The organism is Pacificispira sp. HM-600 (assembly GCF_977993705.1).
Map to the genome: position 1 here is coordinate 2,799,137 of NZ_OZ388079.1, position 14,768 is coordinate 2,813,904.

Below are 14,768 nucleotides of genomic sequence, written 5' to 3' on the forward strand. Positions count from 1 at the left end.
TGAGTATAGGGAAAGAATCGCGTTTCTTTCCGATGCAAACTTCGGCAAATCACCGAGGGATCGCGGTGAAATGGAGAAGAGCCGAGAAAGTAGGAGCGCATCGTGGCACTTGCCGAATCCCTGAGCACCCGTATCGCCGTCCCCCGTCGCGTCACCGACTTCGGACAACGCCCCGCCGACGAGGCCGGCCTCACCGAGCTGCTCGCCTGGGTCGATGAGGTCGCGGCGCTCACGCAACCGGCTCGCGTGCACTGGGTCGATGGATCGCGTGCCGAGAACGAGGCGCTGCTGCGGCAGATGGTCGACGACGGCACGCTCATCCGGCTCAACCCCGAGTGGCGTCCGGGCTCGTACCTGGCCCGCTCGCACCCGAAGGATGTCGCGCGCACCGAGGGTCGCACATTCATCGCATCCGAGCGCGAAGAAGACGCCGGCCCCACCAACAACTGGGCTGACCCGACCGGGATGCGCGGCACGATGTCGCAGATCTTCGCCGGCAGCATGCGCGGTCGCACGATGTACGTCGTCCCGTTCTCGATGGGCGCCGTCGGCGGGCCGCTCTCGCATATCGGTGTGCAGCTCACCGACAGCCCGTACGCCGTCACGAGCATCGGCCTGATGACCCGCGTCGGTGCCGATGTCACCGATCAGATCGCGCAGGGCGCCTCGTGGGTGCGCACCGTCCACTCGGTCGGTGCGCCGCTCGCGCCGGGCGAGAAGGATGTCGCGTGGCCCTGCAACGACGACAAGTACATCGTGCACTTTCCCGACACGCTCGAGGTCTGGTCGTACGGTTCCGGCTACGGCGGTAACGCGATCCTCGCCAAGAAGTGCTTCGCGCTGCGCATCGCGTCGGTCATCGGACGCGATGAGGGATGGCTCGCCGAGCACATGTTGCTGATCCGGGTGATCAGCCCGGAGGGTCGTAAGTACCACATCGCCGCCGCGTTCCCTTCGGCTTGTGGCAAGACGAACCTCGCGATGCTGCGTCCCACGATCCCCGGCTGGCGCGTCGAGACCCTCGGCGATGACATCGCCTGGATCCGACCGGGCGAGGATGGTCGCCTGTGGGCGATCAATCCCGAGGCCGGCTTCTTCGGCGTGGCGCCGGGCACGGGCGAGTCGACCAACGTCACGGCCGTCGAGACGCTCTGGGGCAACACGATCTTCACGAACGTCGCGCTCCGCCCCGACGGTGATGTCTGGTGGGAGGGCCTGACCGATGAGGCGCCGCCCCACCTGACCGACTGGGAGGGAAACCCCTGGACCCCGACATCCGGTCGTCCCGCCGCGCACCCGAACTCGCGCTTCACCGTGAGCGCGGGGCAGTGCCCGCAGATCGCGCCGGATTGGGATGCTGCGGAGGGCGTGCCGCTCGACGCGATCCTGTTCGGCGGACGCCGTGCCACGAACGTCCCCCTCGTCCTCGAAGCGACCGACTGGACGCACGGCGTCTTCATCGGCTCGAACATGTCCTCCGAGCGCACCGCCGCCGCGGAGGGCACGCTCGGTGAGCTCCGCCGGGACCCGTTCGCCATGTTGCCGTTCTGCGGTTACAACATGGCGGACTACTTCGGCCACTGGCTGAAGGTCGGCCAGAAGCTGCGGTTCGACCGCGCCCCGCGCATCTTCCAGGTCAACTGGTTCCGCCGCGGCGCGGACGGACGGTTCCTGTGGCCCGGCTTCGGCGACAACTCGCGCGTCATCGAGTGGATCGTTCGCCGCATCGAGGGCGAGGTCGGCGCCGTCGACAGCCCGATCGGCCGCCTGCCGCGCACGGAGGACCTCAACCTCGACGGCATCGACGTGCCCGAGGCCGATCTCGAAGAATTGTTCGCAGTGGATCCCTTGACGTGGCAGGCCGAGGCCGACCTGACCGAGGAGTTCTACGCGACGTTCGACGGCCGCGTGCCGGCCGCGCTCAAATCCGAGCTGTCCGCTCTGCGCTACCGCCTGCGCACGTAGCTCATCCTCCTCCCGCCCACCGGCTAGCCCTAGTCCGCCTCCCGCCCGCTGACTTGGGGCGCGGAGATCACGTTGGGGCGCGGAGTGCCGCGCCCCAACGTTCGTCCGACGCCCCAAGTCGTTGGCCCGACGCCCCAAGTCCGGGCGGCGAGCTGCAGCAAGAGCGGGGCCGGGGGACTACACCAGCAGCTGGTGCTTTGCGAGGTCGCGATACAGCGGGGTCGACACCACGAGCTCGGAGTGGGTGCCTTGACCGACGACGCGACCCTTGTCGAGCACGACGATCAGGTCGCTGTCGACGACGGTCGAGAGGCGGTGCGCGATCACGAGCAGGGTTCGGCCCGTCGCGACCGCGTCGATCGCATCGCGCATGCGCTGTTCGTTGACGCCGTCGAGGGATGACGTCGACTCGTCGAGCAGCAGGATCGGGGGAGCGGACAGCAGGGCTCGCGCGATCGCCAGCCGTTGACGCTCACCGCCCGAGAGCATGACGCCGTCCTCGCCCACGGGGGCCTGAAGTCCGAGCGGGCTGCGCTCGAGCACATCGCCGAGGTTCACGGCACGCAACACCGCCTCGCACTCGGCGTCGCTCGCCTCGGGCGAAGCGAGCCGCAGGTTGTCGGCGATCGTGCCGGCGAGGGTCGGGGCATCCTGTTCGACGTATCCGAACCGAGCGCGCAGCTCGTCACGTGGAAGGGTGCGGATGTCTGCGCCGTCGAGCTCGATCGCCCCAGCAGTGGGGTCGTAGAACCGCTCGAGCAGAGAAAGGACGGTGCTCTTTCCGGCGCCACTCGGCCCGACGAGGGCGACGCGGGCGCCATGAGGCACGTCGAAGGAGACGCCTCGGAGCACCTCGCGCGCGGCCTCCTGCTCTGCCTCGTGCTCGGCCGCGCTCCCGAACGCGGCGCTCTCCTGTGCGGGCTTTTCGAGGTGGACCTCTTCGAGCAGGCTCCGCGCTGCCGCTGCGGCGGCGGCACGGGCCGCGACCACGTCGTCGGGGTAGCGGAAGTGCACGTCGCGGAATGCCAGTGCGGGGGCTGTAGCCGAGCGGGGGGACGCGGAGGACGCGGATGCCGAGACATCCGCAGACCGCACGCGCGCGGCGACCGCGCCAGCGAGAGCGGCGTCTTCCTGGTCCTCCGTCGGCAGGTCGAGCACCTCCTGGATGCGGCCGAGTGCCCCGAGCGCCTGGTTGACGCTCGTGATGGCGCCGAACGTCGACCCCAGGGGGCCGATCAGCATGAAGAGGAAGATGATGAACGTCACGAGGCTGGCGATGCCGATCGCCCCGGATGCGACGCGGAAGCCGCCGACGCCGAGCACGACGAGCAGCGAAACCTGCAGCGCGATGCCGGCGATCGGAACGACGAGGGCCGAGACCTTGGCGATCCGCACCCCCACGCCGTAGGCCTCGGTGGCGAGCGACGATACCTGCACGACCTCGCGCTCGGTCGCGCCCGAGGCGCGCACGGTACGGATGGAGCCGACGGCGCGCTCGACACCCGATGCGAGTTCGCCCACCTTCACTTGCTGCTCGGTGGAGGCGGTGCGGATGCGTCCGCTCAGCAACACCACGACGGTGACGGACACGCCGATCACGACGACGATCAGTGCGAGCAGAAGCGGATCGATGATCGCCATCGCGATCAGGGCCCCCACGAAGATCAGCGCGCTACCGATCGCATCCGCGAGGCCCTGTGTCAGGACGGCGTAGAGCAGGGTCGTATCGGTGCCCACGCGCGAGACCAGGTCACCGGTGCGGCGGGCGTCGAACTCGCTGATCGGCAGGTGCAGGATGCGTGAGATGAGTTTGCGGCGGCTCGAGTAGACCACGGCCGTTCCTGTGCGTTGCAGCAAGTAGTGCTGGTAGCCCGAGATGATCGACGAGACGATGACGAATCCGACCAGCAGCCAGACGAGCGCGCCGAGCGACACGTCGGTCTGCACCCGCTCGATGATCTGGCCCACGAGGAGCGGCTGGACCAGGGTCGCGCCCGCGCCGAGCACGCTCAGGATCGCGACGACGATCAATACCTTCTTGTGCTCGAACAGGAAGGGGAGCAGCTGGCGCATCGTCGCGCGCGGGCCTTCGGGCTCGGAGCGGCGTCCGCGGCCACGGCCACGGGTGCGGGTGGTGTCGGCCATGATCTACCTCGGGGTGGGACGGATGCGCAATCGCGCTACCTTCGACCGTACTTCGTACTCAGCCCCCACCGCCCAGCAGCGCGAGACTTCGCGTGTGTCACGTTCTTGCGCCTGTTCGAGGACACAAGCGAAGTCTCGCGCAGACGGAAGGGAGGATTGGCGCGAATGTCGGCGCCAATATCGGTCGTACGATACTCTCGAGGCAGCATGGCGACAGGGTCGTCGCCTACGACGGACAGGAGGGGTCGTGGTTTCTGTTGCACCCGCGGTCGAGCCCGAGCCGGGTGGTCGCCCCGATCTCACTCAGCAGATCCGCGAGGCCATTCTGGGCGGTGAGTTCGCCCCCCATCAGCGTCTGATCGAGGCCGATATCAGCGAGCGATTCGTGGCAACGCGCGCGGCCGTTCGCACCGCCCTGCTCAACCTCACGGGTGAGGGGCTCGTCGAGCGTCTCCCGAACCGCGGGGCACGCGTCCGCGCCATCAGCGTCGACGAGGCCGTCGAGATCGTCGAGGTTCGGATGGGCCTCGAGGCGCTGTGCGCGCGAAAAGCAGCGGAGCGGCTGACGGACGAAGACGCCGTGCAGCTCACAGCTCTTCGCGAGCGCATCCGCGCCGCTGTGGCCGGCGGAGATCTCGTCGAGTACGCACGCCTGAATCAGGAGATGGATCGGCGCATCCGGGACATCAGCGGACACGACACCGCCCGCCAACTGTTGGAGCGCCTGCGCGCGCAGTCGGCGCGGCACCAGTTCCGGCTGGCGTTCCACCCCGGCAGGGCGGCCGAGTCCGCACCCGAGCACGTTGCAATCATCGACGCGGTACTCGCGCGCGACGCGGATGCCGCCGAGGCCGCCACCAGGGCGCACCTCGAGGGCATCGTGGGCGTGCTGCGCCGCCTCGATTGACAGCAACAGCACGCGAGAACGGCCCGGTCGATTTCCCGACCGGGCCGTTCTGCTTGCCGTAGCGGAGGTGTTATCCGAAGGTCTCGGCCGTCGCGTATCCCGCGCCGTTGTACTTCTGGACCGTCACGCCGGAGATGGCGGGCTGGCCATCCTGCGTCGTGTCGATGGATGCACCCTCGAGCATCAGCGGGGCCGTGAAGTCGCTGATCGTGCGCAGCTGCTCCATGAAGTCGGCCCGCGTCGGCTCGGTCATCTTGGCGAAGACCTGTTCGAGCGTCGCGCCGATCTGGTAGCTCCACACGCAGTGCGGGAACTGCGGGACATCCGGGAAGTCCGCGTACTCGGCGAGGTTCGACAGGAACGCCGCGCCCTCTTCGCTCTCGGCGAAGGTCGGTGCGGACGCCGACTGCGCGAACGCGACGGTATAGACACCGGGGAACGCCACGGCGTTGCCCGGGGTCAGGATGGCGCCGGGGCTCGAGGTATTCGAGGGCAGGAACCAGCTGGGCAGCCAGCCGAGCTCCTGCGACTTGAGCAGCGACGAGATGACGAGCGGTGTGATGGACATCGCGTTGAAGAAGACGTCCGCGTCGGTCGCGGCGAGCTCGGTGAGCTGCGCGTTCACGTCGGTGTCGGTCGCCTCGTAGGTCAGCTCATCGACGATCTCGATGTTGTCGGCGCCCTCGATGGCCTCCTTGAAGCCCTCGACGTACCCCTCGCCGTAGTCGTCGTTCTGAGACAAGATGGCGACCTTGTGGTCTTCGCTGGAGCTCGCGAGCAGCTCGCCGAACGCGGCGCCCTCGTTCTGGTAGATCGGTACGAATCCGAGCTGCCACGGGCTCTCTTCGGTGTTGCTGAAGATCGGGTCACCGGTCTGGATCAGCACCTGGGGAACCTCGTCCGCGATCGCCGCTTCGCGGTACGCACGGTTGGTCGGCGTGCCGAGTCCCGACGTCATCAGGAAGGCACTGCTTTCGAGCTGCTGGAAGTTGGCGAGCGCCTTCTGCGGGTCGTAGGCGTCATCGAGCGCGTCGATCTCGACCGTGCGGGTCTTGCCGTCGCCGAACTCGACGCCGCCCTCGGCGTTCTTCGCGCCGAACCAGGCCGTGATCCCGGCGACCGTGCAGGTACCGGGGCCGGCGGTGGCGCCGCTCAGAGGGGTGGTGATGCCGAGCGTGATGCTGGTGTCGGTGATTCCGGGGCTGGCTTCGGCGGGTCCATCGCTGGATCCGCCGCCGTCGCCTCCGCGGGAACACCCGGCGGCCAGGACGGCGACGATGCCGATTCCTGCCACAACCGTGGTGATCCGCGCCTTTTTACGAAGCGTGCTCATGTCACGTTCCTCTTTTCTTCTGACTGTGATTGTTGCGGTGCGGGGGAGGTGGATTCGGTGCCCTGGGCAGCCGTATCGCCCGGGCGGTTGCCGCCGCGGCGGCGACGCCATAGACGGGGGAGGGACACGAGGCCGCCGGGGAGGATGAAGAGGATCAGCAGCAGGAGGGCGCCCTGGAGGGCGGCGGTCAGGTTCGGATCGATCAGGTTCGTCAGCTGCGGTCCGAGCACGTAGTACGCGCCGCCCAGAATCGACCCGATGATGCTTCCCGCTCCACCGATGACCATCGCGGCCAGCAGTGTGATGGAGTGTCCGAAGCTCATCGTCTCGGGGGACGTGTACTGCACCACGACCATGTAGAGAAAGCCGGCGACTCCGCCGATCAGCGACGCGATCGTGAACGCAAGCACCTTGTACCGGTAGGGCGAGATGCCCATCGACGATGCCACCGCTTCGTTGCTCTTCACGATTCCGAAGGCGCGGCCGAACTTGCCGCGCACAAGGTTGCGGGTCAGCAGGAACGTGGCCACACCGATCACGATGACGATGTAGAGCTGCCACTGGTCATCGAACAGACCGGTCCATTCCGGAGCATCCGAGAATCTCGCCGACGTGCCCTGCGATCCGCCCGTGAATTCCGACAGGCGCTTGGCGAGCGGCACGCCGACGATCGGGAGGGCGATCGTGACCATCGCGATGGCCAGCCCACCGAGCCGCGCCGCCGCGAGGGCGACGAAGAGGCCGAGGATGCCGGGGATGAGGATCGCGAGCACGAAGACCAGGACGATGTTCCAGTCGTTGTTCACGCCGTAGGCCGTGACGTACGCGCCCACGCCGACGAAGAAGATCTGGCCGAGCGACACCTGGCCCGTGTAGCCCATCACGACGTTCAGCCCGAGTACCGCGACCGCAAAGACGCCGATGCGGGCGACCGTTTGGTTGGCGAACTCCGGCAGAATCAGCGGAGCCACCGCGAGGATGACGACGACGAGCAGGATGCCGCCCCACTTCACCCACGTTTTGTTCTTCAGACTTGCTGCCTGCGCCATCACACTCGCACCACGTCTTTCCGTCCGAAGAGGCCCTGGGGGCGGAGGATCAAGACCACGAAGATCAGAATGAACGGCACCGCGATCTTCAGGTCGTATCCGATGATCGGCACGTAGACGGCCGCGAGGTTCTCGAGGATGCCGATCGCCCAGGCGGCGATCACCACACCGATCGGGCTCGACAGACCGCCGAGGATGACGGCCGCGAGCGCGTAGACGAGAGCTGTGTCCATCATGCCGGGGGTGAGGGTCAGCTGCGGTGCGATGAGCGCCCCGGCGACCGCGCCGAGCACGGCCGCGAGACCCCAACCGGTCATCAGGAGGCGACCGACCGGCAGGCCGGAGAACGACGCCGACTGCGGGTTGCTCGCGACGGCGCGCAATGCGAGCCCCAGCTTGGTACGCAGGAACAGCAGCTGCAGCAGGACCATGATGCCGACGATCACGAGCGTCGTCCCGATCGAGCGGACGCTCACGACGGCGCCGAGGATGTTTACGCTGTCGAGCGGGAACAGCGAGGGGAACTGCAGGTTGTTGTAGCTCCAGATCCAGCCGCAGATTCCAGTGATCAGCGTGAGCAGACCGACCGTGACCACGATCGCCGTGTCGGGCTCGCCACCCTCGAAGCGGCGCATGACGAATCGCTCGATGATCGCCCCGAGGACGAACGACAGGATGATCGACGCGATGATCGCGAGGATGAGCGGCAGGCCGATCTGCAGGAACGCGTAGGCGATGTAGGCCGACAGGACGGCCATCCCGCCTTGCGCGAAGTTGATCAGGCCTGTCGCTTGGTTGACCAGGACGATCGCGAGCGCGAGCGCCGCGTAGATCGACCCGGCCGACAGGCCGTCGATGACGAGTTGGACGAAGGTACCCATCCGTCAGCCTCCCAGGTAGGCGCGGCGGATCTCGTCCATGCCCTTGAGCTCGGACGAAGTTCCGGTGATGACGTTTTTGCCGGTCTCCAGCACGGTGGCCGATTCGACAAGACTGAATGCGAGGTTGGCGTTCTGCTCGACTACGAGCATCGCGATGCCGGACTCGCGGCGCAGGCGCCCGATGGCGTCGTAGACGTTTCGCGCCGTGCTCGGGGCGAGACCGAGGGATGCCTCATCGAGCAGCAGCAGGCGGGGGCGGGCCATGAAGGCACGACCGACCGCCAGCATCTGCTGCTCGCCACCCGAGAGAGCCGCTGCGTGCGAGCCGATCCGGTCCTTGAGCTGCGGGAAGAGATCGAGGCAGTAGTCGATGTCTTCTGCGATGCCCTTGCGGTCCTTGCGCAGGTACGACCCGACGCGCAGGTTGTCGCGGACGGACAGCTGGCCGAGCGTGCCACGCCCCTCCGGGACGTGGGCGATGCCGAGGGCCGCGACATTTTCGGGCCGCATGCCGCTGATCTCGCGGCCGTCGAACTTCACGCTGCCGCCCGTGCGGACGACACCGGTGATGGCGCGGAGCGTCGTGGTCTTGCCCGCGCCGTTCGCGCCGAGGATGCCCACCGCGCCGCCCTCGGGTACGCTCAGCGACACTCCCTCAAGCACCTGCACGGAGCCGTAGAAGGCCGTGACGTCGACCAGCTCAAGCAGCGTCATCCGCGGGCTCCTTTCCGATGTAAGCCTCGATCACGCCGGGGTCGGACTGGGCTTCGGCCGCCGTGCCCTCCATGAGCTTTCGACCGTGGTCGAGCACCACGACGCGGTCGGTGAGTGCCGAGATCAGGCCCATGTGGTGTTCGACGATGATGACGGTGATGTCCTCTTCGTCGCGCAAGCGCCGGATCGTGGCGATGAACTGCTCGACCTCGCCGTGCGAGAGGCCGGCGGCCGGCTCGTCGAGCAGAAGCAAGCGGGGCCGGCAGATCAGGGCGCGGCAGAGCTCGACGCCCTTGTGCAGTCCGTGCGACAGCTCGTCGGCGGGAAGGTCTGCCGCCCAGCCGAGTCCGTTCCGCTCGAGCAGCGCCCGCGCCTCGGTGCGGAGGTCCCGCTCGGCGCGGGGAGTGGGGGGAAGGCGCAGAGACCACGAGATGGGCCCGCGGGGGAGGCGGGAGTGCCCACCGAGCAGGACGTTCTCGAGCACGCTCGAGTGCAGTTGGAGCGCGGGGTGCTGAAACGTGCGGGCCAACCCGAGAGAGGCGAGGCTCGACGGACGGGTGCCGAGGATCTCGGTGTCATCGATCTTGATCGAGCCGGACGTCGGCCGGTAGTGCCCGCTGATGCAGTTGAAGAGCGAGGTCTTGCCCGCGCCGTTCGGACCGACGAGACCGAAGATCTGGCCGGGTTCGACGGTGAAGCCGACATCTTCGAGGACGCGGACGCCGCCGAAGCGCAGATTCACCTCGTTCAAGGTCAGCTGAGCCGCCATCGCTACCGTCCTTGTCGTCGCACCATTGCACTCTGCGGGTCGAGCCCCGCCTGAGGGACGTTACGGACCGACACCCGCATTGTCAACGATTTTGGTGTGAGTCTGTGGGGTTGTGTCGAGATTGTGATTCCACCATCGCGATGAAGCTCTTGACAGCCGCGATTCTTTTCAACGGAAATCTCTGACCGATCGTATGTGGCTCCTGCCTACGATGAGGTTCCCTCCACAGGAAGGTCGAAGATGACATCCGAATCCCTCGCCCAGGCGATCACCCGTGTCGGCGGAGCCGTCGAGTTGCTGCGCAACCAGAACTGGCCCGCTTTCACGTTTCCCGTCGCTCCCGAATTCACCAACTGGCGCGATGAGCAGCGTGCGTGGAACACCACGGTTGCGCTCATGGACCAGTCGCACCACATGACGCAGCTCTTCCTGGGCGGCGACGACCTGATCCCGCTGCTCGAGTCGATCTCGCCGAACACGTTCGCGACGTTCCGTCCGGGCATCGCCAAGCAGCTGATCTCGGTGAACCAGGACGGCTACCTGATCGGTGACGGCATCCTGTTCTACAACTCCACCGAACGCGAGGGACTCGTCCTCATCGGTCACCACCTGCTCATCGACTGGGTTCGATTCAACGTGGAGAAAGCCGAAGCAGCGGGCAAGGACGTCCACCACCGTCTCGAGGCCAACTCGCACATGCGCCAGGGCCCGCCGACGTTCTACCGGTACGAGCTGCAGGGTCCCGCGGCCAACGAGGTCATGGAGAAGCTGTTCGGCGGCCCCGTGCCCGAGGTCAAGTTCTTCCACATCGGCGACTTCACAATCGCGGGTCGCGCGGTCAAGGGTCTGCGCCATGGCATGGCCGGCCAGCCGGGGTTCGAATTCTTCGGACCCTGGGAAGACAACCAGGTCGTGCTCGACGCGATCCTCGAGGCGGGCGAGGAATTCGGCATCCGCCGTGTCGGAGCGAAGGCCTACTCGGCGACGCCGCTCGAGGCGGGCTGGGTTCCGACGCCGTTCCCGGCGATCTTCGACGACGACCTCGCCGAGTACCGCGAGTGGCTTCCGGCGAATCGGGCCGGCTCGATCGCGGGATCGCTCCTCTCGGACGACATCCACGACTACTACATGACCCCCTACGACCTCGGGCTGGGTCGGTCGGTGCGATTCGACCACGACTTCCACGGGCGCGAGGCGCTCGAGCGTCACAAAGAGAACCAGAAGCGGCACAAGGTCACGCTGCTCTGGAACGCCGACGACGTGGCGGATGTCGTGAAGTCGCAGGTCGAACCCGGCGTGCCGGCCAAGTTCCTCGACTTCCCGAAGGCGCGCTACGGCTTCTACCAGATGGACGAGGTGCTGCACGACGGCAAGCCGGTCGGCATCTCGACCGACGCCGGCTATGTCGCCTTCGATCAGCTGTACATGTCGCTCGCGACGCTCGACGTCGACATCGCCGACGGGTCGGTCGTCGAGGTGGTGTGGGGCGAGGCCCCGATCTCGCAGAAGCACTCGGTCGACGCCAAGCACCGTCAGGTTCGGATTCGCGCGACCGTGGCTCCGGCTCCCTTCCATGACTGGGCCCGGACGGTCTACCGCGTGAACGACTGACGCTCGAGCTCACGCCGCGCGATCCGTGGGCTAACATGGCGCCCGGCATCCCACGGGATGCGTCGAGGAGGAAGCCATGGCTCGCGGATCCGCGGGGGAGTCGGTGCTGCATAAGCACCTGCGCATCCTGGAGTCGTTTGACGCGTGGCATCCGTTTCTCACACTCACCGAGATCTCGGACGCCACGGGCCTCGCGCCCTCGAGTGTGCACCGGCTCATCGCCGAGCTCGAACGCGAGGGGCTGCTGGAGAGGCAGCCCGATCGCACCTACCGCCTCGGCGTGCGGCTCTGGGAGTTCGCGAGTCGCACGCCGGGCGCGGTCGGCCTGCGTGAAATCGCGCGCCCGTGGCTGGGGGCGGTGCACGAGCGCGTTCGCCAGCACGTTCAGCTCGGTGTGCGCGCCGGTCGCGACGTGCTCTTCATCGAACGGATGTCGGCGCAGGACGCCGTGCTCAACGCGACGCTGATCGGCGGACGCATCCCCCTGTTCGCGTCGTCGAGCGGACTCGTCCTTGCCGCCTACGGTGATCCGTCCATCGTTGAGGACGTCATCGCCGAGGGGCTGCGCGCGTACACGGCTCGGACGATCGTCGATCCGGACGAGCTCCGCCGCGAGGTTCGTCGTGTGCGAGCGGATGGCTACGCGGTCAGCGCGGGGCACATTCACGGAGAGTCGACGGGGATCGCCGTGCCCGTGACGGGTCCGGACGGCTCGGTGTATGCGGCGCTCGGTGTGGTCGTGCCGAACGACGGGGCGTCGCCGCAGCCGCTGATCGACCTGCTGCGCCGCGCCGCGGTCGGCGTCTCGCACGATCTGGCCCGAGCGTACCTGCCGGACGCGGGCGAGGGCTCTCGGAGTATCCGCTCGCTCGTGGGGTCATCGCGGCGCTCGATCGAGTACCTGGAGCGGCTCGCGCACGACCCGCACGATCCGCCCACCCCGCCGCGGGTGTCATGACGCCGCCGGTATCGTGACGAGTGTCATGACGAGAATCGCGATCATCGGCCTGGGCGAAGCGGGCCGCCTCTATGCGGCGGGGCTTGCGGGGGCGCACGCTGAGGTGCGGGGATTCGACCCCTACCAGGACACGCGCACGACGCCCGGCACCGTTGTCGACCAGCGCGACTCTCTGGCCGATGCCATCGACGGCGCGGATGTCGTCCTGAGCCTGGTTGGGGCGTCGGCTGCCATCGAGGTCGCGACCGGGACGATCCCGCTCCTCGGCGCGCAGACGATCTATGCCGACCTCAACACCACCGCACCGGAGGTCAAGCAACAGATCGCGCAGCGGGCGGAGCGCGCCGGGGTGCGGATGGCGGATGTGGCCGTTCTCGCGCCGGTTCCGCGCGACGGCCACCTGACCGACCTTCTCGCGAGCGGCGAGGGCGCCGAAGGATTCGTGGCGCTCATGGCGCCCTTCGGGATGCCGCTCACGGTGGTGCCGGGCGCGGCGGGCGAGGCGGCTCGCATGAAGCTCCTGCGGAGCATCTTCATGAAAGGCCTCGCGGCGCTCGTCATCGAGAGTCTGGGTGCCGCTCGGGTGTCCGGTTCGGAGGGCTGGCTGCGCGACCGCATTGCGCAAGAGCTCGGCGAAGGAGGTGCAGCGCTCGTTGAGCGGCTCATCTCGGGCTCGTACGAGCACGCGCCGCGTCGTGAACAAGAGGTGCGAGCATCACTCGCCGAGCTCGAGGCATCCGGTCAGCCCGCGGATATGACGCGCGCGACTCTCGCCTGGTTCGAGCGGATCCTGGCCGAGCGGGACTGAGCCCGCTCTTCGCCCGCCGGTGAGCTCAGCGGCCACGCTCTCCTTCAGTCGAAGCATGTCGACCTTGCCGTGCGGTGTGCGCTCGAGGCTCTCGCGGACGAACACGTTGCGCGGCTTCTTGTAGCCGGCCAGGCGCGTGCCGACGTGGTCGCGCAGCTGCTCAATGTCGACCGTCGCGCCCGGCGCGGGCACGGCCACGGCGGTCACGACCTCGCCGAATCGGGCATCGGGCATGCCGAAGACCACGGCATCAGCGACGGACGGGTGGGTCAACAGCGCTTCTTCCACCTCGACCGGGTAGACCTTCTCGCCGCCCGTGTTGACGACGGCGCTGCCGCGGCCGAGAAGCTCCACGCCGCCGTCCGGCAGCACCCGGACCCAGTCGCCGGGCACGACGTGCCGGACTCCGCGGAGTTCGGGGAAGGTCGCACGTGTCTTTTCTTCATCGCCCAGATAGCCACGCGGCAGGGTTCCCCGAAACGCGAGGATGCCGCGGGCGCCGACGCTTTGCTGCACCTCTTCCTGCTGCTCGTCCAGCACGACGGCGCCCGGCATGAGCCGAAATATGCCCGGCACATCGTCGACCGACGTCGTGACATTGACGGCGAAGGGGCCGCCCTCGGTCGAGGCCAGCAGGTCGATGATCGACGTGAGCCCGAGATCGTGCAGGCGACGTTTGGCTACGTCTCCGAAGCGCATCCCCGAGCTGATCGCCGACGAGACGCGCCCGAGCCGGGTGATGCCGGCCTGTTCGGCGGCGATGGCGAGGGGGAGAGCGATGGCGTCGCCCGCGACGATCAGCCGCGTCACACCCTCCTCGATGCTCAGGTGCACCGCATCGTCGGCGTCGAGGCGGGGGGAGGAGGTGACGACGACAGTGCCGCCCAGGATCAGGGTGTTGATGGAGGTGAAGAGCGCCGTGCCGTGCATGAACGGGGCGAGTGGCAGGCTGACGACGCGGGGCGTCTCGGGGGCGAGGGCGATGTTGACGGCCCGCGTCATGTCGGTCGGGGGGCGTACGCCGACCGAGTCGTAGATCGAGTACAGCTGGACGTCCAGGATGTCCTCCGCGCCCCAGAGCACGGCCTTCGGGCGGCCCGTGGTGCCGCCCGTATAGAGGCGCAGCTCGCCGCCGGGCGGGGGAGTCTCGGGCAACCACCCGGGGGTCGCGATGACATCGGCGTAGCTGGTTGCCCTGGCGAGCACGGGCCCTGTGCCGCGGCCCACGTCATCGATCTCGATGAGTGCGGGGCGAACGGCGCACAGCAGCACGGCCTCCTCGACGACCTCGGCCAGCGAGGCCGGGTAGAGAAGAGCGCCCGCGCCGCTGTCGTTGAGAAGCGCGGCGACCTCGGCGGGACGGAACCGATAGTTGATGGGCGTCGGAGCGATCCCCGTCGCGAAGCCGGTGTAGAACGCTACGAGATACTCCGGCCGGTTGTACAGCAGAATCCCGAGGCCGTCACCCGGGCCGAGACCCTGCTCGGTCAGATGGTGCGCGAGCGACCCCGCTGCATCCGTGAACCGTCGGTAACTGATGCGCTCGTCGGGGGCGACGATTGCGGTGCGGTCCGGCATGGCGCGTCCGAGCGCCTGCCAGACGTCACTGTAGTACCCCTTCATCGCCA

The 14,768-nt window shown here is 67.8% G+C and carries 12 protein-coding genes; 5 read left to right on the forward strand and 7 right to left on the reverse strand.

Annotation, left to right across the window (positions count from 1 at the left end; all coding sequences use genetic code 11):
• Positions 1–102: 102 nt before the first annotated feature.
• Complete coding sequence (locus tag ACXZ1E_RS13460) at positions 103–1,965, forward strand: phosphoenolpyruvate carboxykinase (GTP) (RefSeq protein WP_458351966.1); 1,863 nt, start codon at positions 103–105, stop codon at positions 1,963–1,965.
• A gap of 177 nt (positions 1,966–2,142) precedes the next feature.
• Here ACXZ1E_RS13460 and ACXZ1E_RS13465 read toward each other — a convergent pair whose 3' ends face one another.
• The gene (locus tag ACXZ1E_RS13465; RefSeq protein ID WP_458040966.1) at positions 2,143–4,110 is read right to left on the reverse strand and encodes an ABC transporter ATP-binding protein; all 1,968 of its coding nucleotides are present in this window, start codon (positions 4,108–4,110) and stop codon (positions 2,143–2,145) included.
• Positions 4,111–4,357: 247 nt separating this feature from the next.
• On the opposite strand from ACXZ1E_RS13465, the gene ACXZ1E_RS13470 reads away from it, so the two are divergent.
• Positions 4,358–5,017, forward strand: coding sequence for a GntR family transcriptional regulator (locus ACXZ1E_RS13470; RefSeq protein ID WP_458040967.1), 660 nt, complete (start codon positions 4,358–4,360; stop codon positions 5,015–5,017).
• 70 nt (positions 5,018–5,087) lie between these two features.
• On the opposite strand, the gene ACXZ1E_RS13475 is transcribed toward ACXZ1E_RS13470, so the two are convergent.
• The 5 genes from ACXZ1E_RS13475 to ACXZ1E_RS13495 are packed head-to-tail and all read right to left on the reverse strand — an operon-like array spanning position 5,088 to position 9,763.
• Entirely contained in the window at positions 5,088–6,350 is a 1,263-nt protein-coding gene (locus tag ACXZ1E_RS13475; protein WP_458040968.1) for an ABC transporter substrate-binding protein, read from the reverse strand.
• Positions 6,347–7,399, reverse strand: coding sequence for a branched-chain amino acid ABC transporter permease (locus ACXZ1E_RS13480; RefSeq protein WP_458040969.1), 1,053 nt, complete (start codon positions 7,397–7,399; stop codon positions 6,347–6,349). The genes ACXZ1E_RS13475 and ACXZ1E_RS13480 overlap by 4 nt, the downstream gene beginning before the upstream one ends.
• Entirely contained in the window at positions 7,399–8,280 is an 882-nt protein-coding gene (locus ACXZ1E_RS13485; protein ID WP_458040970.1) for a branched-chain amino acid ABC transporter permease, read from the reverse strand. Before ACXZ1E_RS13485 ends, ACXZ1E_RS13480 begins: the two co-directional genes overlap by 1 nt.
• Positions 8,281–8,283: 3 nt before the next feature.
• Positions 8,284–8,994 (reverse strand): ABC transporter ATP-binding protein, encoded by a 711-nt coding sequence (locus tag ACXZ1E_RS13490; RefSeq protein ID WP_458040971.1) that lies wholly within the window; start codon positions 8,992–8,994, stop codon positions 8,284–8,286.
• Positions 8,981–9,763 carry an ABC transporter ATP-binding protein gene (locus ACXZ1E_RS13495; RefSeq protein ID WP_458040972.1) on the reverse strand — a complete coding sequence of 261 codons (783 nt, stop codon included), beginning with the start codon at positions 9,761–9,763 and terminating at the stop codon, positions 8,981–8,983. The genes ACXZ1E_RS13490 and ACXZ1E_RS13495 overlap by 14 nt, the downstream gene beginning before the upstream one ends.
• 240 nt (positions 9,764–10,003) lie before the next feature.
• On the opposite strand from ACXZ1E_RS13495, the gene ACXZ1E_RS13500 reads away from it, so the two are divergent.
• The 3 genes from ACXZ1E_RS13500 (at position 10,004) to ACXZ1E_RS13510 (ending at position 13,140) form a co-directional block, all read left to right on the forward strand.
• Entirely contained in the window at positions 10,004–11,374 is a 1,371-nt protein-coding gene (locus ACXZ1E_RS13500; protein WP_458040973.1) for an aminomethyl transferase family protein, read from the forward strand.
• Positions 11,375–11,450: 76 nt separating this feature from the next.
• Positions 11,451–12,332 (forward strand): IclR family transcriptional regulator, encoded by an 882-nt coding sequence (locus ACXZ1E_RS13505; RefSeq protein WP_458040974.1) that lies wholly within the window; start codon positions 11,451–11,453, stop codon positions 12,330–12,332.
• Between the two features lie 25 nt (positions 12,333–12,357).
• Positions 12,358–13,140 (forward strand): NAD(P)-binding domain-containing protein, encoded by a 783-nt coding sequence (locus tag ACXZ1E_RS13510; protein ID WP_458040975.1) that lies wholly within the window; start codon positions 12,358–12,360, stop codon positions 13,138–13,140.
• Here ACXZ1E_RS13510 and ACXZ1E_RS13515 read toward each other — a convergent pair.
• Positions 13,048–14,763, reverse strand: a complete 1,716-nt coding sequence (locus ACXZ1E_RS13515; RefSeq protein ID WP_458040976.1) for an AMP-binding protein — start codon at positions 14,761–14,763, stop codon at positions 13,048–13,050. The genes ACXZ1E_RS13510 and ACXZ1E_RS13515 overlap by 93 nt on opposite strands.
• Positions 14,764–14,768: the final 5 nt, after the last annotated feature.